This is a genomic window from Rhodococcus sp. IC4_135, from assembly GCF_011602025.1.
Taxonomy (GTDB): Bacteria; Actinomycetota; Actinomycetes; order Mycobacteriales; family Mycobacteriaceae; genus Rhodococcus_F; species Rhodococcus_F baikonurensis.
Genome location: NZ_JAAOLG010000011.1, coordinates 1 through 17393, shown reverse-complemented (window position 1 = coordinate 17393; position 17393 = coordinate 1). Strand labels below are relative to the sequence as shown.

Sequence of the window (17393 nt, the reverse complement as noted above, 5' to 3'; positions counted from 1 at the left end):
AGCGGCGAGTATGCCCCCGAACAAGGCCTCAGCGTGTATCCCGCTTCGTGACGCGCCGAGCCTCCGGGTGCCTGTGCCAGGCGACGCACCTGTCTAGAGGAGGCCACCCCATGTCCCCAGCGCTGCTGAACAACCCGGGACCGCTCATGTTGGGAGGCAAGCCCGCCTCCACAGCGGTCAACGACGTCATCCCACTGGCAAGCGATCTCGTAGATCACCTGTCCCGTGCCAACCCGACGTTGACTTCCCTCCAAACGGAGGCAGTACGTCGGGAACTGATTGCGGTGATCGTGCAGGGGCTCCAAGTGGGGATCCAGCTGTTGGATCACCGCAAACTCCCTACCGACCAAGAGTTGGACGGCATTCATACGATGACCGTCCAACAGGCATTGAAAGGGGTGCCACTCAGCGCGATCCTCAACTTGACCAACGAGGGCATCAGCACTTTTCGCACCCTCATCCTCAGCAGGGCCGACGCCGAGGACTCCGACAATCTCGGGGATCTCAACGAGTTCTTGTTCGCACTCGCGCAGCGGCTTCACTCGTTCATCTCGATCAGCTATCTCTCGGCTCTTCCAGCCGGTTCCCAACTCGGGGAATACTCCGCCGGCGCGCTCGTGAAAGCCATGTTGGACGGCGACGATCCCACCCAACTTGCGTTGCAGATGGGCGTTGAACTCGCACCCCGCTATCTCGTCCTACGGCTCCTGGTGAACCTGCCGCCCACTCGTCCGGGAGCCCGAAATGGCAATCACCAGCGCATACAGGCCTATCGTGACCTCTCCGTCGCTCAGTCGAAGATCGCGGCCCACTTCGGGTCGGCATTGCTCGAAGCGCCTGCACCGCAACGTGGTCTGGTCCTGATCGAAGGCACGCCCGACTGGAGAACGGTGTGCGAGGTCATCCAACGTGCGCGCGCGGCTGTGGGGGTGGAGATCACGGCGATCGCCGAGAGCGCCGCCGTCGGTGATATCGCCGCCGCCCAAGCAACCACTCACGAATTGGCGCAACTCGTGCGGCGGCTCAGACTGCCGGCGCGGTCGTACCGAATGGAAGACCTCGCGCTCGAGTATCAACTGACTCGCAGTGGCGCAGGCCGCGACAGCCTGATCAATCTCCTCAAGCCGCTCGACGGAAATCCAGAACTATTGCAGACATTGTCCATCCACCTCGCCAACGGCCAGCACCGTCAGCGCACCGCGTCGGCGCTCGGTCTACACACGAACACCGTCGACAACCGCATCAAGCGCATCGCAACCCTGACCGGATTGGATCCGGCACTACCCTCTGAGCTGCTCAAACTGCGCGCTGCCATGATCTCTCTGACCTTCGCCAGCACTGATATGGACAATCGTCCAGCGAAAGTGTGAACACTCACATCCTCGCTATTAGCTGTCCACGTACAGAGCCTCGACCCCACTTTTTCGCATCGAGCCGGGCTATAAAAGTGTGGTGCGAATCACCGCGCAAACCAGTAACAATTAAGGGGAAAAACATGATCAACGGCCAGGATAACGCTCTCCTCGGTGCCTTCTTCGACACCATCCTGCAGCTGTTCAACGCGGGCAGCACCGGCACGGGCTCGACGGATGGCGGCGGCGTCTCCTAGGACGAATCTCGGGCCCTGTGCGAGAGAATCTCTCGCACAGGGCCCGCTCCAAGCCGCCTGACACTGTGAGGGCGGTGACCACGGTGACCACCACGTCGCCACCGCTGAAACCAGGAGCAAGCACATGATCGCCGCACCAACCACAGGCGCTTTGGCCGTCGTTTTGAACACCGTCCTACAGATGTTCAACGCCGGCAGCAGTTTCCTCTACACCGACAACTCTCCGATCGGCGGCGGCGGCGAAACTCCCACGACGCCTGCTCCCTGATCGACTTATCCGCTCGCATCACCAAGTCGCGGCACAGACAGGAACCACCGTGATAAACCAGCACACCCTGGGCAGCCTGGTCATCGACTTCGGCTCACTCTCCCGAGCACTCGGCTTCGGCAACGGCTCAATCGTGTCGCTCGGCAGCACCGGAAGTGCCTGAAACAGCCTTCCCGACCACGTCGACGATCCCGTCGCCGCTCACATTCTCACCACATCTCGAAACAGAAAGCAGGTCCCCCTGTGCCTACAATTCCGCTCACCGGCGACCCCATCGTCATCAACATCATCGTCCAGCTTCTGAGCGCGGGCAGCAGCAATGCGCTCGCGTTGGGCGGGGTCGGTAGCAGCGGTCTCGGTAGCACCGGGCTCGGCAGCTTCGACTCGGCGAGCCTCGGAAGCGCTGCTTAGGACCTCACTTGTGATCGGATCGGTGTTCGATCCGCGTCTTCGATCGCCGAAACAGTCCATGAAACCCACGTTGCCCTCCGTCATCGATGACGGAGGGCAACGTGGTCGTTCGGGCGAAACGGCTCGCGGTTGGGCGATCCGGTCGTCGGCCTTACTGTCTCGGCGATCGAAGAGTTGGAATCAACGCCAGTCTTTGGGCGGATCAGTGTCGTCGTGCTCGATGGTCACGGACTCCGAACGATCGTCAGCCGCAGCCTTTTTGGCTGCCTCACGCATCTCGATTCCGTCGGACACCCAGTCACCGATCTCGCGCGTCACGTCTCGAACAGCCCCGGCGATGATCATCGCGATCGAGCCCACGTGGTTGGCTGCACTTTCGGTCAGTTCCTGGACCGTGTCCTTGCGGCGTTCGAATTTCCCGACCATCAGTGTGTGCCTCTCAGGCTGCTGTTCGCTGGCGCTCGACGATAACACCGGGAGGGGTCTTCGACTTGACCAAACCGGGTGGAAGAGCGAGCTTGAAGATCTTGCCCCACACCGAACCGATCTGCTTGAAGAACCCACCGGTGTTGTACGGCAAACCGTACTTCACACACAATTCTTTCACCTGAGGAGCCAGTTCCGGATAACGATGCGCAGGCAGGTCCGGGAAGAGGTGGTGCTCGATCTGGTGCGAGAGGTTGCCCGACATGATGTGGAAGAGCGGGCTCCCCTCGATATTGGCGCTGCCGAGCATCTGGCGTACGTACCACTGGCCGCGAGTCTCGTCGGCCGTCTCGTCTTCGGTGAAGCTCTGTACGCCGGTGGGGAAATGGCCACAGAAGATGATCGAATACGTCCACACGTTCCGGACCAGGTTGGCAGTGACGTTCCCCGCCAGAGTGGTCACGAACAGCGGCCCCGTGAGAACCGGGAAGATGACGTAGTCCTTGAGGACCTGCTTGCCCGCCTTGTTCCACCAGCCCTTCAGGAGCGGCTTGACGTCGTGCCATTTGCGCTTGCCCTGGATGACGTTCTCGATCTCGAGGTCGTGCATCATCACGCCCCACTCGAAGAGCACCATCAAGGCAAAGGCCCAGACCGGATTACCGAGGTAATAGGGGTTCCACTTCTGCGCGTCGTCGATACGCAGGATTCCGTATCCGATGTCGCGGTCTTTGCCGAGGATGTTCGTGTACGTGTGGTGCATGTAGTTGTGCGAGTGGCGCCACTGGTCGGCCGGGCACACCGTATCCCATTCGAAGACTTCGGAATTGAGCCCGGGTTCACGCATCCAGTCGTACTGACCGTGCATGACGTTGTGGCCGATCTCCATGTTGTCGAGGATCTTCGACACACTCAGTGCACCGACTGCCGCGAGCCACACCGGCGGTAGGAAGCCGAGGTACATCAAGCCGCGACCGGCGACTTCGAAACCACGCTGAGCCTTGATGATCTTGTAGATGTACTCCCGATCCTCCGCACCGAGCGAGGCGACGGTGCGATCACGCAATGCATCCAACTCACGGCCGATCTCCTCGACCTGCTCGTATGTCAGGACGACGGGAGCATCGTCCTTCGCATCGGAACCGTTGCCGAGGAACGGGAGGGTGGGAAGTGAAAGTCCAAACATGTCGGTCTCCAGACAGTCGTGTGGAAAATGGGACTTCAGATGTCGACGGTGACGTCGCCGACGGGAGCGCTGACGCACAGCTGGATCTTCTTGTCCGGCTCGTCGTCTGTCTCACCGGTGCGAACGTTGCGAGTGCGACCGGCCTTCTTGACGGAGGTGCAGGAGAAGCAGATTCCCATCCGGCATCCGTATTCGGGATTGAGGCCCGCAGCTTCAGCTTGTTCGAGAAGAGTTTCGCCGGAGTTCTCGGCCGCCACCCCACTTTTGGTGAAGGACACCTCGCCGCCGGCCTCACCCGGTTCGGCCACCGCCGGCGCGAACTCCTCGGTGTTGAGCAGGTGCTCGACGTCGACCTCACGGAATACCTCACGCACTCCCCGCATCAGTCCGGGAGGCCCGCAGAGATATGTCTGGGCGTCGATCGTGTCCGGATCGGCGATCCACGGCGCCACCGCGTCGAGGTGCCCACGATCGAAGAAACCTTCGAGGTCACCTCCACCGCTTTCGGTGTACACGAGTACCAGTTTCACGTTCGGGTTCTGCTCCGCGATGGTTTTCAGAGCGCGTGCATACGCCACGTCCGCGTCGGTGTTCGCGTAGTGCACGAACACGATCTCGCCCGAGTGCTCCTCCTCCACCAGCGTCCGAAGCATCGACATGACCGGGGTGATTCCACTGCCGCCACTGATCAACAACACCCGACGCGGGCGGTCGACGGGAAGGGAGAACACACCGTCTGCCTGCGAGAGGCTGACAACGAGTCCGGGCGCGGCGTTGGCGTACAGATACTGCGACACCAGGCCACCCGGATGCGCTTTCACGGTGAGCTCGATCAGCCCACTGCGCGTAGACGCGCCCCCGGCCGGTGAGTAGCACCGAGTGTGACGAACACCGTCGATCACCACGCCCAACTGCACGAACTGGCCCGCCTGAAAACCGCGCCACTGGCGAGTCGGGCGTAGCGTCAGAGTGACGGAGTCAGCGGTCGGATGGTCGACGGCGACAACCTGCGCGCGGATGTCACGAACGGTCGCCATCGGGTTGACCAACTCGAGGTAGCGGTCGATCTGATGTGGAGCGGCCATGGCTTCGATGAGTCCCACCAAGGACAGTCCACGCCGAGGTGTGGACTTCGGTGTCGTGTTCTCAGGAGCAGATGCGATTGTCATGACCCTCCTCGTACTTCGATTGCCGGGTGTATCGATTGCTGAGCTAACTTCCCCCGACTGCGTGAATTCAGTGTACAAATGTTCACCGAAGATAGTGTGACAGGTGCACACAAGTACATGTCAACAAGAATGTGATCCGAGTTACACGAGTTGCCGAAAGGAGCCGGAATGCCTGTACCTACACTCGACGTCGTGACGAAGGCCGGACCGGTGAACCCGAAGCGCAGGGAACCTGAGAACAGGGAACCGGAAAGTCGTGCCGCCAAGAAGGAACGCACACGCCAAGCGCTCCTGGACACTGCCATGGACCTCTCGGCCGATCGCGGCTTCGCCGGAATCAGCTTGCGAGAGGTAGCCCGGGAAGCCGGGATCGTTCCGACGGCGTTCTACCGCCACTTCGCTTCACTGGAGGACGTCGGCGTTGTCCTTGTCGAGGAAAGCATGCGCATGCTGCGTCAGATGCTTCGCGACGCACGGCGCAATCCCAGCACCAAGGACGCCACCACGTCGCTGGAGATCCTTGTGCGACAGGTACATTCACATGAGCGGCAGTTTCGGTTCCTCTGCCGTGAACGCTACAGCGGCGTCAGTGAGGTGCGACGCGCGATAGCCACCGAAATGCGGTTGTTCGTCAGCGAATTGACCATCGACCTCTCCAGAATTACCGGGCTGGAAAGCTGGTCGTCGGACGATCTGGAAATGTCTGCCGACCTGATCGTCTCGACGATGTTCAGTGCTGTCGTCGAACTGCTGGACGCCGGGACGGCCGGGTATCGCGACGAAGCCGCCGTCATCACGCGAGCCGAGAAGCAACTGCGAATCATCATGCTCGGAATGGCCACCTGGAATCCACCTCGAAACTGACCTCGGGTTCACCTTTTCGACGTACGGTGAGAGTCATGTCTTCCACGAGTACATTCGAAATCCCCGTTGGCGACCTCACCTTCGACGTACTGATCTCGGGCCCGGACGACGGCATTCCACTGGTAGCGCTGCACGGCTTCCCGGAGAGCGCCGCATCCTGGGGCAAGGTCACACCACTGCTCACCGCGGCGGGTTACCGCGTGATCGCACCGAATCAGCGCGGTTACTCCGTCGGCGCACGCCCCGAAGGGGTGGATGCCTACAAGATCGAGCACCTGGTCGCCGACGTCGTCGGATTGCTCGACGCGCTCGGCCTGCCCGACGCGCATCTTGTCGGTCACGACTGGGGTTCGGCGGTCGCCTGGCAGGTCGCCGGTCGCCATCCGAACCGGATCCGCAGCCTGACCGCGATCTCGGTCCCCCACCCCACCGCCTTCGGCTGGGCACTCCGCGAGGACGAGGACCAGAAGCAGCGCTCGTCGTACATCGGACTTCTCCGGCAGGAGGGCAAGGCCGAGGAAGTGTTGTCGGAGGACAACTTCCGCCGGCTGCGGGCCATGTTCGACGGACAGATCGATCCTGAATTCGCGGACGAGCACATTCGTGTCCTGAGTGGTGAGGGCGCGCTGACCGGCGCCTTGAACTGGTACCGCGCGATGACCCGCGACTTCGGCGACATCGATCGCACCACCGTCCCGACCACGTACGTCTGGAGCACCGGCGACACAGCGCTCGGCCGTGCAGGCGCAGAGCGCTGCGGTGAATTCGTGGACGCACCCTACGAGTTCGTCGTGCTCGAGGGCGGAAGTCACTGGATTCCGGAAGAGCGAGCCGAAGAGCTGGCCGAGGCAATCCTCGCGCGTGCAGGATCCTGATCGCCGCGTGGAATTCGGCTCTATGTATGTTGTCATACATAGAGCCGAATTGATTCCACCACCAGGAGTTCTGCGATGACCGAGACCGTTGCACCACCCCATCCTTTTGACGCTGCTGTCGGATTGACGTCGCTCACCGCCGGCTTGTCGACCGGCGAAACCAATCCGGCGTACAACAACATGGTCGGCCCGTTCGGCGGCGTCACCGCTGCCACCTTGCTCGAATCCGTGCTGAAGCACCCCGAACGCCTCGGCGATCCGCTGTCGTTGACCGTCAACTTTGCCGGTCCGATCACCGAAGGCGCTTTCGAGATCTCCGCCCGGCCGGTGCGCACCAACCGCTCGACGCAGCACTGGTCCATCGAACTGTCGCAGGACGGAACCGTCGCCACCACCGCGACGGCAGTGTTCGGTACCAGGCGTGAAACCTGGTCGTCGACCGAAATCACGATGCCGGAGGTTCCGTCGGCCGACAACGTTGCACTGCTGCCGTTCCCCGAGTTCATCGCCTGGGCACAGAACTACGAGATGCGGTTTGTCGAAGGTGCGATCCCCGATCTGGAGTCGGGCGAGCATCCCGACTCGACCACGACACTCTGGGTGCGCGACCAGCCGGCACGCGCTCTCGACTTCACGTCACTCACCGCACTGTGCGATGTCTTCTTCCCGCGGGTCTTCTTGCGCCGAGGCAAGATGGCACCGGCCGGCACGGTCTCGATGACCATCTACTTCCACGCCGACGCTCCGGCACTGACCCAGCAGGCAGACAATTCCGTCCTGGGAACCGCTCGCACTCAACGGTTCGGCAATGGATACTTCGATCAGTCGGCCGAAATTTGGGGCACTGACGGCGCATTGCTCGCTACGACTCATCAGTTGGTCTACTTCAAGGATTGACGGGCAGCGCGCTGTCGCCTTCCGGCGCCTTCACCATCGACAGCGCGGCAAGGCCCACGCCGAGAACCACCAGCAGTCCGATGATGCCGGCACGGTCTGCACCGAAGAGCCAGGCGAACAGGCCGAACAGTGTCGGCGCCAAAAACGACACTGCTCGGCCTGTGGTCGCGTACAGGCCGAACATCTGACCTTCACGCCCAGGCGGGGTGATGCGCGCCAGGAAGGTTCGTGCCGAAGACTGGGCGGGCCCGACGAACAGGCAGAGTGCGAGTCCGAAGATCCAGAACATCACGGGCCCGGACACCGCGATCAGTATCGCGCCGACGACGATCATCGACGCGAGAGAGACGGTGATGACCTGCTTCGGTCCGATCCGATCGTCGAAGCGTCCGGCAACCAATGCACCGATTGCGGAAATCACGTTGGCGGCAACACCGAACAGCAGGACGTCGGCCGCGCTGATTCCGTAGACGTTGACAGCCAGCACGGCTCCGAAGGTGAACACGCCCGCCAGACCGTCACGAAAGAGTGCGCTCGCGATCAGGTACCAGATCGTGCGCCTGTCGACATTCCAGAGTTCGCGCAGATCGCGCCACAACACCCGATAGGAGTCGAGGAACCCGGCCTTCGACGCTCCCGGATCGACGGCGGGGCTGGGCAACTCGGGAACCTTGAAGAACACCGGAATCGCGAAGACCGCGAACCACACTGCGGCCAGCAGTGCCACCATCCGGATGTTCATGCCGCCGTCGGTGGTCAACCCCAGGAATCCTCGAGTGTCGCCGTCGCCGACGATGAAGCCGAAGTAGCACAGCAACAGCAGCACGATTCCGCCGAAATATCCCATGGCCCAGCCGAAGCCGGACACTCGACCCAGATTCTCCGGCGTCGACACCTGCCGCATCATGGCGTTGTAGGGAACGCCGGCCAGCTCGAAGATCACCGAGCCGATTGCGAGCAGAACCAATCCGAGCCACAGGTAGCGGTAGTTGTCTTCGACGAAATAGAGACCCGCCATCGAGAGCACGGTGATGCCGGTGAGTATCGCGAGCGAGAGTTTGCGTTTACCCGACGCATCGAAACGCTGTCCGGTGATCGGTGCGAGTATCGCGATGAAGAAGCCGGCGATTCCGAGGGCCCAACTGAGCCACGTAGTTGCCGATATCGAGCCGGGCAGGTCGTCGCCGACCGCGTCGGTGAGATAGACCGAGAAGACGAACGTGAGGATCACCGCATTGAACGCGGCCGATCCCCAGTCCCACAGCCCCCACGCGATCACTTGACTCTTCGTGGCCGCACCACCGATGCCTGCGGGTGGCTCGGCCTGGGTGCTGGTGGACTCGGCGCTCATACGGCGAAGCCTAACTGCGCGCGGGCGACTCGGCGCCTCTCTCCGAGATCGACATACAGGACGTTCTATGCACCCGAGTTAGTACGCACTTAGTTGCATACACACCTGAGTGCATAGATACTTTTTCCATGGCACTCGAACATGCGTTGCTCGTCTCCCTGTCCGAACAAGATGCGTCGGGATACGACCTCACACGCCGGTTCGACAAGTCGATCGGCTTCTTCCACAGTGCGACGCACCAGCAGATCTACCGAGTCCTCAAGCGAATGGACGAGGCAGGCTGGGTGGAGGTGGAGGCCATCGCGCAGGACGGCCGCCCGGACAAGAAGATGTACCGCGTCAGCGACGCGGGTCGCGCCGAACTGACCCGATGGATCGCCGAGCCGTCCGAGCCGAACCACCTGCGCAACGAGTTGGCTATCAAGATCAGGGCCGCAGCGCACGCCGATCTCCCCGCTCTACGCCGCGAAGTCGCTCGCCACCGCGACGGCCACGCCGCTCGCCTCGACGTCTACCGACTCATCGAAAAGCGCGACTTCCCCAATCCAGCAGCACTTTCCGGCTCTTCGCTGCACCAGTACCTGGTACTTCGCGGCGGTATTCGCGTCGAAGAAGGATTCACCGACTGGTGCCAAGAGGTTCTGGACGCATTGCCCGCCGGCGAGTACGCCACGGAAGGACATCTTCAGTCATGACGGATACACAGTTCCCCCGCCTACTCGAACCGCTCGACCTCGGATTCACGACGCTGAAGAACCGCGTCGTCATGGGATCGATCCACACCGGCCTCGAAGATCGCGCGAAGGACACCGATCGCTTGGCCGAGTACTTCGCCGAACGCGCACGTGGCGGTGTCGGTCTGATCATCACCGGCGGCTACGCGCCCAACCGCACCGGTTGGCTCCTGCCCTTCGGTGCCAAGCTGACCAACCGCATCGAAGCGCGCCGTCACCGCCGGATCACCAAGGCGGTTCACGACGCGGGCGGAAAGATCGCCATGCAGATCCTGCACGCGGGTCGCTACAGCTATCAGCCGTTCAGTGTGTCCGCGTCGTCGATCAAGGCGCCTATCAATCCGTTCCGTCCGCGCAAGCTGACCGGCCGCGGCGTGCGATGGCAGATCCGCAACTATGTTCGCTGCGCGCGTCTGGCCAAGTCCGCCGGTTACGACGGCGTCGAAATCATGGGCGGTGAGGGCTACTTCATCAACCAGTTCCTCTGCGAGCGCACGAACAAGCGGACCGACCAGTGGGGTGGCAGCTCCGAGAACCGTCGACGCATCGCAGTCGAGATCGTGCGACGCACACGCAAGGCCGTCGGCCCGAACTTCATCATCGTGTTCCGGCTGTCGATGGCAGACCTGGTCGAGGGCGGCCAGACCTGGGATGAAATCGTCTCACTGGCAAAGGAAGTCGAAGCCGCCGGCGCCACGATCATCAACACCGACATCGGGTGGCACGAGTCACGGGTGCCCACCATCGTCACCTCGGTCCCCCGAGCAGCCTTCGTGGACATCACGAGCAAGCTCGAGAAGCACGTCGACATTCCCGTTGCCGCCTCGAATCGGATCAACATGCCCGAGACTGCCGAAGAGATCCTCAACCGCGGTGACGCACAGTTGATTTCGATGGCAAGGCCGATGCTCGCCGATCCCGACTGGGTCAACAAGGCCGAGCGCGGAGCATCAGACGAGATCAACACGTGTATCGCCTGCAACCAAGCCTGCCTCGACCACGCCTTCGTGCACAAGCAGGTCTCCTGCCTGCTCAACCCGCGCGCGGGCCGCGAAACCACGCTGATCCTCTCCCCCACCCGGCGAACCAAGAACCTCGCCGTCGTCGGTGCCGGTCCTGCAGGACTTTCGGCAGCACTCAACCTTGCTCAGCGAGGTCATGCGGTCACATTGTTCGAGGCTTCGGACAAGATCGGTGGACAGTTCGGGATCGCACAGCTCATTCCGGGTAAGGAAGAGTTCGCCGAGACCATTCGCTACTACACCCGCATGCTGGACGTGGCCGGAGTGACGATCAAGCTCGACACCCGCGTCGCACCGGCAGACCTCATCGGCTCCTTCGACGAAGTCGTGGTTGCCACCGGCGTGACGCCGCGCGTTCCCAAGATCCCCGGCATCGACAACTCGAAGGTGCTGACCTACGCCGAGGTCGTCCGAGAGGGCAAGCCGGTCGGTAAGTCCGTGGCCGTCATCGGTGCCGGCGGCATCGGCGTCGACGTGAGCGAATTCCTCACCCACCCGACCTCCCCCACCCTTCACCTGAAGGATTGGAAGCAGGAATGGGGCGTCACCGAACCCGAGATGGCGCCGGGTGCTCTCACCACCCCGGTACCGGAGCTCTCCGAACGTGAGGTCTACCTCCTCCAGCGCAAGCCCGGGCGCATCGGCGCCGGACTCGCGAAGACCACGGGCTGGGTCCACCGAGCAGCACTCAAGAACAAGGGCGTGCACGAACTCTCGGGCGTCAACTACGAGCGCATCGACGACTCCGGCCTGCACATCACGTTCGGTGAGAAGCACGAGAAGCCCCGACTCCTCGAGGTCGACACCATCGTCATCTGCGCCGGGCAGGAATCGGTTCGTGACCTCGTGGACGAGCTGACCGTCGCGGGCGTGGTCACCCACATCATCGGCGGCGCCGACGTGGCCGGAGAACTCGACGCCAAGCGTGCCATCGAACAGGGCACACGACTGGCCGCGAAGATCTGACCGGCTACGCTGACTGATCGTGAGCCTGCCGACACCCACAACCACAGCCCGCGCCGTCGTGACCGGCGCCTCCTCCGGCATCGGAGAGGCACTGGCCGCTGATCTGGCATCACGCGGACACTCCCTGATTCTCGTCGCCCGTCGCGGCGAGGTCATGGAGGTCCTCGCCGAGAAGCTTCGCGCCGCGCACGGCGTCGAGGTGGAGGTCCGTGCATCGGACCTCTCCGACAGCGCGGCGCGTGCCGTTCTCGTCGAGGAGCTCGGTGGCCGCGACATCAGCATCCTGTGCAACAACGCCGGTATCGCCACCTTCGGGCCGATCGCCGAGCTGGACCCGGCATACGAGCGCGACCAGGTCGAGCTCAACGCCGTTGCAGTGCACGACCTCACGCTGGCCGTGCTTCCGGGCATGCTCGCACGCAAGTCCGGAGCCATCCTGATGGTCGGGTCCGCGGCCGGCAACATGCCGATCCCCAACAACGCGACGTACGCCGCCACGAAAGCATTCGTGAACACCTTCGCGGAATCGTTGCGCGGTGAGCTCAAGGGCACCGGAGTGAACGTCACCCTGCTCGCCCCAGGCCCTGTACGCACCGAAACTCCGGACCCGGCCGAAGCGTCGATCGTCGACAAGCTCGTTCCGGACTTCTTCTGGATCTCGAGCGAGTACACCGCCAAGGTCTCGCTCGACGGCCTGGCCGAGAACAAGATGCGCGTCGTACCGGGCATCTTGAGCAAGGCGATGTCAGTCGCGGGTGGTTACAGCCCGCGCTCCGTCGTTGCGCCCATCGTGGGCACGTTCTACAAGAAGCTCGGCGGCTGATTCACGCAAACTTCTCAGAGCCGGCCATAGCAGACCGTAAAGTCGGTTAATGGCGATGCGACGAACACTGGCAGTCGGGGCAATCCTTCTTGTGGCCGGAGGGTTGCCCTTACTGCTGCCTACCGCAGCGAATGCGTGCTCGTGCGCGTTATCGGCTACCGCGGAAGAAGCCGTCAGCGTGTCCAGCACTGTTTTCCTCGGAACCCCGACGGAGAAAACTTCGGACGGGTTCGAGGACACCTACCTGTTCGACGTCAGCCGGGTCTACAAAGGCGATCTGGCATCGGTGACGTCGGTGGGGACACTCGCGAACGGGAACGGTTGTGGCACAAGCTACGTGCTCGGTACCGAGCGGCTGATGTTCGTTTCGGCGCCGTACGACGTCGACGCCGAGCACGAGGGGTTCGGCTGCGAGCCTTACACCGGGACCGACTTCGACGTCCAAGCGGCGGTCGAGTCCGTGTACGGCGACGGTTACGCCCCGAGAGCCGGCGGAACTCCGTCCGTTGGTGTGTCCGCCGACAGATCGGCGGTCATCGGCGGAGTCGCCGCGGTGGCATTGCTCGCGATGCTCGGTTGGTTCGGATGGAAGCGGCGGCGAGCACAGTGAGTCGACAGGCACAGTAAGTCGAGGACGTCAGGGCCGCGTCAACCTCGTTCGGCGGCGCGTCAAGTAAGCGTCAAGAACCGCACCACGGGTGATCTTCGGGAGTAGATCTGAAGGTAGCCCGCAACACGGCGGGTCACCTTCAGGAGATCGACGTGACGCTACTCGAAATCTTCCCCTCCCTACGCGGCGCAATGACACCGCGTATGGATCCTGCGTTGTGGCCCATCAGTACTCGCCACGACCACAGCGGGCGTGTCTGCATCGGCGACGTCTCCCTCGAAGAGATCGCGGACCAGTACGGCACACCGACGTACGTCGTCGACGAGGCGGACGTGCGGCACCGCTGCCGCACGTATCGAGAGATCTTCCCCGACTCGGAGATCGTGTATGCCGGCAAGGCACTGATGATTCGAGCGATGGCTACCTGGGTCTCCGACGAGGGACTCGGGGTGGATGTCTGTTCGGCCGGTGAACTCGCCATCGCGCTTGCAGCCGGCGTGGACCCGAAACGAATCATTCTGCACGGCAATGCCAAATCGGTTTCCGAACTGAGGGCGGCGGTCAACGCTGGCGTCGGCCGGATCGTCCTCGACTCCCCCAGCGAAGCGGTACGGCTCGCGTCGGTGTGTACCCACCGGCAGAAGGTGTTGATCAGAGTCACACCCGGCATCGATATTCACGGGCACAAGGCAGTGTCGACCGGAGTACTCGACCAAAAGTTCGGACTACCGGCATTTTCCGAAGAACTGGAACGTACGGTATCCGTCGTCGCCAACGCGACGCACCTGCAACTCATCGGCCTGCATTGTCATCTCGGCTCCCAGATCACCGATCCCGAACTCTTCCGCCCCGCGATCGAGACGATGATCGCGCAGATGGACGACATACGACGCACGCATCGAATCATCCTCACCGAACTCGATCTCGGCGGTGGCCACGGGATCGCGTACGTACCGGGAGACACCCAACTGGATCTGACCCGCCTTGCCCACGTCATCGACGAAACTCTCGACGACGCGTGCACCCGAAACCGCTTCCCTCGACCAGAAATCGTTCTCGAACCCGGCCGAGCGATCGCTGCGCGGGCCGGAGTCACGCTCTATCGCGTACAGAACATCAAGACGATCAGCGGCGGGCGGACCTTCGTGTCCGTCGACGGTGGGATGAGCGACAACCCTCGGGTGTCGTTGTACGACAGCCACTACGACGTCGAACTGGTGAACCGACATTCGACTGCGCCGCTCCAGGAAGTCACGGTCGCCGGCCGTCATTGCGAATCGGGCGACGAAATCGCCGTCGGTGCAAGCCTTCCCGCCGACTTGCACGAAGGGGACCTGTTGGCAGTGCCGTGCACGGGTGCCTATCACCACAGCATGGCCTCCACCTACAACAGCGTAGGCCGGCCACCTGTCGTCGCTGTGCTCGGCGGGATTGCGCGGCCATTGATCAGGCGCGAATCGATCAACGACCTCCTGGCCCGCGAGGTCGGCATCTGACCTCGCGGGCGCCCAAGCGTCAGCGCTTACGGCGACTACCGGTGCCGAAGATGTTTCGCGAAATCTCCCGTCCCGCAGCCGACGCCGCGGATCGCAGGAAACTCTTGACGGCGGAGTTACCCAAGATCTGCTCGGCGATGTTGGGGCCCTCCGGTTCGGCCGGCGGCGGTGGCGGCAGATCCGGAAGCGACGGAAGATCGAGGGACTGATCCGCCGTCGGAGCACCGGCAACCTTCGCCGTCAACTTCTCGTATGCCGACTCGCGGTCGATGGTCTGGCCGTATTTCTGATTCAGCGGGCTCGACGACGCGGCCGCCTTGATCGCGTCGTTTCCGATGGTGTCCATCAGCGACCTGGGAGGCCGAATCTTGGTCCAGGCCACCGGCGTCGGCGCGCCCTTTTCCGACAGCACGGTCACGATCGCTTCACCGATACCGAGTGAAGTCAGTGCCTTTTCCAGGTCGTAGTGTTCGGTCTTCGGATACGTGCGAACGGTCTTGTTGAGTGCCTTCTGATCGTCGGGCGTAAAGGCACGCAAGGCGTGCTGAACCCGCGCGCCCAGCTGCGACAGAACCGAATTGGGAATGTCGGTCGGAAGCTGCGTGCAGAAGAAAACGCCGACGCCCTTGGAACGAATCAGCTTGACCGTCTGTTCCACCTGCTGAAGGAAGGCCTTCGACGCGTCCGCGAACAGAAGGTGCGCCTCGTCGAAGATGAACACGAGCTTCGGCTTGTCCAGATCTCCCTCCTCCGGCAGCGTCTGGAACAGGTCCGCGAGCACCCACATCAGGAAGGTGGAGAACATCGCCGGGCGTGCCGCCTGAGCGCCGAGTTCGAACAGCGTAATCACGCCGGCACCGCCGACGACACGCAACAGGTCCTCGGTCTCGAGTTCCGGTTCGCCGAAGAAGGTGTCACCGCCGTCGGCTTCGAGGTTGACCAAGGCGCGCAGAATCACTCCGGCGGTTGCCGAGGAAACTCCACCGATACCTTTCAGATCCGCCTTGCCCTCAGCGCTCGTCAGGTGGGCGATGACCGAACGCAGATCCTTGAGGTCCAGCAGAGCGAGGCCCTGAGTGTCGGCCCAGTGGAAGATCAGCCCTAGAGTCGATTCCTGTGTCTCGTTGAGGCCCAACACTTTACTGAGCAGGATCGGCCCGAAGCTGGTGATCGTCGCGCGCACCGGGATACCAATTCCGTCAGTACCCAACGACAAGAACTCCACGGGCATCCCCGCGGGAGTCCACGAATCGTCACCCGTCTCGACTGCGCGAGCCTTCATCTTCTCGCTCGGCTCCCCTGCCTTCGACAGACCCGAGAGATCGCCCTTGACGTCGGCCATCACCACTGGCACACCCGCGGCAGACAGCTGCTCGGCGATGCCCTGCAACGTCTTGGTCTTGCCGGTACCCGTCGCACCGGCGATCAGGCCGTGACGGTTGATCGTCGCCAACGGAATCCGCACCCGCGCGGTGGGATCTGCCACTCCGTCGATCACCACCGAGCCCAGCTCGAGTGCTCGACCTTCGGATGAGTAGCCCGCCGCGATTTCAGCTGCAGCACCGGACGGCGCCGGGGCGGCGGGGGTAGCACCTGCAGATGCTTCGGCTTCAGCGGCAGCCGCTTCCTTCTCCGCTTCCTCGGCTGCTGCGGCGGCTTCAGCTGCAATCCGAGCGGCTTCGGCAGCGGCGGCCTTTGCAGCTTTGGCCTTCTCCGCCGGCGTCAGCGGCGCGGCTCCGTCCTTCGGATCCACGGTCATCGAAAAGCCCTCCTCGTTGCAGTGCGGCGAAGATCTTGTCATCACCCGAGCGCCGTCCTGCACGCACCCGAGTTTCCACCGCAGACCTTATCCCGCGGCCGCGCGCACTACTGTGTTCCTGGTGCAGGACAAATTGGTATGGATCGATTGTGAAATGACCGGGCTGCGACTCGAGTCGGACAAACTCATCGAGATTGCGGCTCTGGTGACCGACAGCGACTTGAACATCTTGGGCGAAGGTGTGGACATCGTCATCCACGCCGACGACGACGCTCTGGCGGCAATGCCCGACGTCGTGAAGAAGATGCACGCGAAGTCGGGACTGACCGAAGAGGTCAGGAAGTCGACGGTCACCCTCGCCGAGGCGGAGAAAGAAGTGCTCGCGTACATCCGCAAGCACGTTCCCGTCGCCGGTACGGCGCCCCTGGCAGGCAACTCCATCGCCACCGACCGCGGATTCATCTCACGCGACATGACGGCACTGGACACCTACCTGCACTACCGGATGATCGACGTCAGCTCCATCAAGGAACTTTCGCGCCGCTGGTACCCGCGGATCTACTTCGGCCAGCCCGAGAAAGGTCTCGCCCACCGAGCGCTCGCCGACATCAAGGAATCCATCCGCGAACTCAAGTACTACCGCGGCACCGCATTCGTCGCGGCGCCCGGACCGTCCAGCGCGGAGATCGCAGCCGTCGTAGAGGGCTTGGGTCCCGCCTGACCTGCCGATTGGCTTCCTGACCGACTTTCGCGCTAGTATCTCTTTCGTCAAAGCAGCCGGGTCAAACCGGTGGCCGAGGCAATGGTGGGCGTAGTTCAGTTGGTAGAGCACCAGGTTGTGATCCTGGCTGTCGCGGGTTCGAGTCCCGTCGCTCACCCAAGCGGAACCCCCGAGAATGTCGAAAGACATTCTCGGGGGTTCGTTTG

17 protein-coding genes and 1 tRNA gene are annotated in these 17393 nt (G+C 62.7%); 13 read left to right on the top strand and 5 right to left on the bottom strand.

Annotation, left to right across the window (positions count from 1 at the left end):
• The first annotated feature begins 110 nt into the window (after positions 1-110).
• The 3 genes from G8767_RS19920 to G8767_RS19910 all read left to right on the top strand — a co-directional run bounded on the left by G8767_RS19920 (position 111) and on the right by G8767_RS19910 (position 2288).
• Positions 111-1370: a helix-turn-helix domain-containing protein gene (locus G8767_RS19920; protein WP_166811347.1), complete on the top strand. Its 1260-nt coding sequence runs from the start codon at positions 111-113 to the stop codon at positions 1368-1370.
• 363 nt (positions 1371-1733) lie between these two features.
• The gene (locus G8767_RS19915; RefSeq protein WP_003945326.1) at positions 1734-1877 is read left to right on the top strand and encodes a hypothetical protein; all 144 of its coding nucleotides are present in this window, start codon (positions 1734-1736) and stop codon (positions 1875-1877) included.
• Positions 1878-2120: 243 nt separating this feature from the next.
• A complete protein-coding gene (locus G8767_RS19910; protein WP_003945367.1) occupies positions 2121-2288 on the top strand; it encodes a hypothetical protein in 168 nt (55 codons plus the stop codon).
• Positions 2289-2468: 180 nt separating this feature from the next.
• Here the strand turns inward: G8767_RS19910 and G8767_RS19905 are convergent, their stop codons facing one another.
• From G8767_RS19905 to G8767_RS19895, 3 genes are read right to left on the bottom strand one after another with little or no spacing between them, the layout of a single operon-like run.
• Complete coding sequence (locus G8767_RS19905; protein WP_124570053.1) at positions 2469-2714, bottom strand: hypothetical protein; 246 nt, start codon at positions 2712-2714, stop codon at positions 2469-2471.
• Between the two features lie 13 nt (positions 2715-2727).
• A complete protein-coding gene (locus G8767_RS19900; RefSeq protein ID WP_095973059.1) occupies positions 2728-3900 on the bottom strand; it encodes an acyl-CoA desaturase in 1173 nt (390 codons plus the stop codon).
• Between the two features lie 35 nt (positions 3901-3935).
• The gene (locus G8767_RS19895; protein WP_166811345.1) at positions 3936-5069 is read right to left on the bottom strand and encodes a ferredoxin reductase; all 1134 of its coding nucleotides are present in this window, start codon (positions 5067-5069) and stop codon (positions 3936-3938) included.
• A 168-nt stretch (positions 5070-5237) separates the two neighbouring features.
• Between G8767_RS19895 and G8767_RS19890 the strand changes: the two genes are divergently transcribed.
• The 3 genes from G8767_RS19890 to G8767_RS19880 all read left to right on the top strand — a co-directional run bounded on the left by G8767_RS19890 (position 5238) and on the right by G8767_RS19880 (position 7705).
• On the top strand, positions 5238-5933 hold the full coding sequence (locus tag G8767_RS19890) for a TetR family transcriptional regulator (RefSeq protein WP_166811343.1): 696 nt from the start codon (positions 5238-5240) through the stop codon (positions 5931-5933).
• A 35-nt stretch (positions 5934-5968) separates the two neighbouring features.
• A complete protein-coding gene (locus tag G8767_RS19885; protein ID WP_166811341.1) occupies positions 5969-6808 on the top strand; it encodes an alpha/beta hydrolase in 840 nt (279 codons plus the stop codon).
• A 75-nt stretch (positions 6809-6883) separates the two neighbouring features.
• Positions 6884-7705 (top strand): thioesterase family protein, encoded by an 822-nt coding sequence (locus tag G8767_RS19880; RefSeq protein ID WP_166811339.1) that lies wholly within the window; start codon positions 6884-6886, stop codon positions 7703-7705.
• Here G8767_RS19880 and G8767_RS19875 read toward each other — a convergent pair.
• A complete protein-coding gene (locus G8767_RS19875) occupies positions 7695-9056 on the bottom strand; it encodes an MFS transporter (protein WP_166811337.1) in 1362 nt (453 codons plus the stop codon). The genes G8767_RS19880 and G8767_RS19875 overlap by 11 nt on opposite strands.
• A 128-nt stretch (positions 9057-9184) precedes the next feature.
• On the opposite strand from G8767_RS19875, the gene G8767_RS19870 reads away from it, so the two are divergent.
• The 5 genes from G8767_RS19870 to lysA all read left to right on the top strand — a co-directional run bounded on the left by G8767_RS19870 (position 9185) and on the right by lysA (position 14707).
• A complete protein-coding gene (locus G8767_RS19870; protein ID WP_166811335.1) occupies positions 9185-9751 on the top strand; it encodes a PadR family transcriptional regulator in 567 nt (188 codons plus the stop codon).
• A complete protein-coding gene (locus G8767_RS19865; RefSeq protein ID WP_166811333.1) occupies positions 9748-11778 on the top strand; it encodes an NADPH-dependent 2,4-dienoyl-CoA reductase in 2031 nt (676 codons plus the stop codon). The genes G8767_RS19870 and G8767_RS19865 overlap by 4 nt, the downstream gene beginning before the upstream one ends.
• 19 nt (positions 11779-11797) lie before the next feature.
• Positions 11798-12601 (top strand): mycolate reductase, encoded by an 804-nt coding sequence (gene cmrA, locus G8767_RS19860; protein ID WP_095973051.1) that lies wholly within the window; start codon positions 11798-11800, stop codon positions 12599-12601.
• Positions 12602-12650: 49 nt separating this feature from the next.
• Positions 12651-13211: a hypothetical protein gene (locus G8767_RS19855; protein WP_240952461.1), complete on the top strand. Its 561-nt coding sequence runs from the start codon at positions 12651-12653 to the stop codon at positions 13209-13211.
• A 152-nt stretch (positions 13212-13363) separates the two neighbouring features.
• A complete protein-coding gene (lysA, locus tag G8767_RS19850; RefSeq protein WP_166811331.1) occupies positions 13364-14707 on the top strand; it encodes a diaminopimelate decarboxylase in 1344 nt (447 codons plus the stop codon).
• A gap of 19 nt (positions 14708-14726) precedes the next feature.
• Here the strand turns inward: lysA and G8767_RS19845 are convergent, their stop codons facing one another.
• Entirely contained in the window at positions 14727-16466 is a 1740-nt protein-coding gene (locus tag G8767_RS19845; protein WP_166811329.1) for a helicase HerA-like domain-containing protein, read from the bottom strand.
• 121 nt (positions 16467-16587) lie between these two features.
• On the opposite strand from G8767_RS19845, the gene orn reads away from it, so the two are divergent.
• On the top strand, positions 16588-17187 hold the full coding sequence (orn, locus tag G8767_RS19840; protein WP_024487359.1) for an oligoribonuclease: 600 nt from the start codon (positions 16588-16590) through the stop codon (positions 17185-17187).
• A gap of 84 nt (positions 17188-17271) precedes the next feature.
• Positions 17272-17344 (top strand) — tRNA-His (locus G8767_RS19835).
• Positions 17345-17393: the final 49 nt, after the last annotated feature.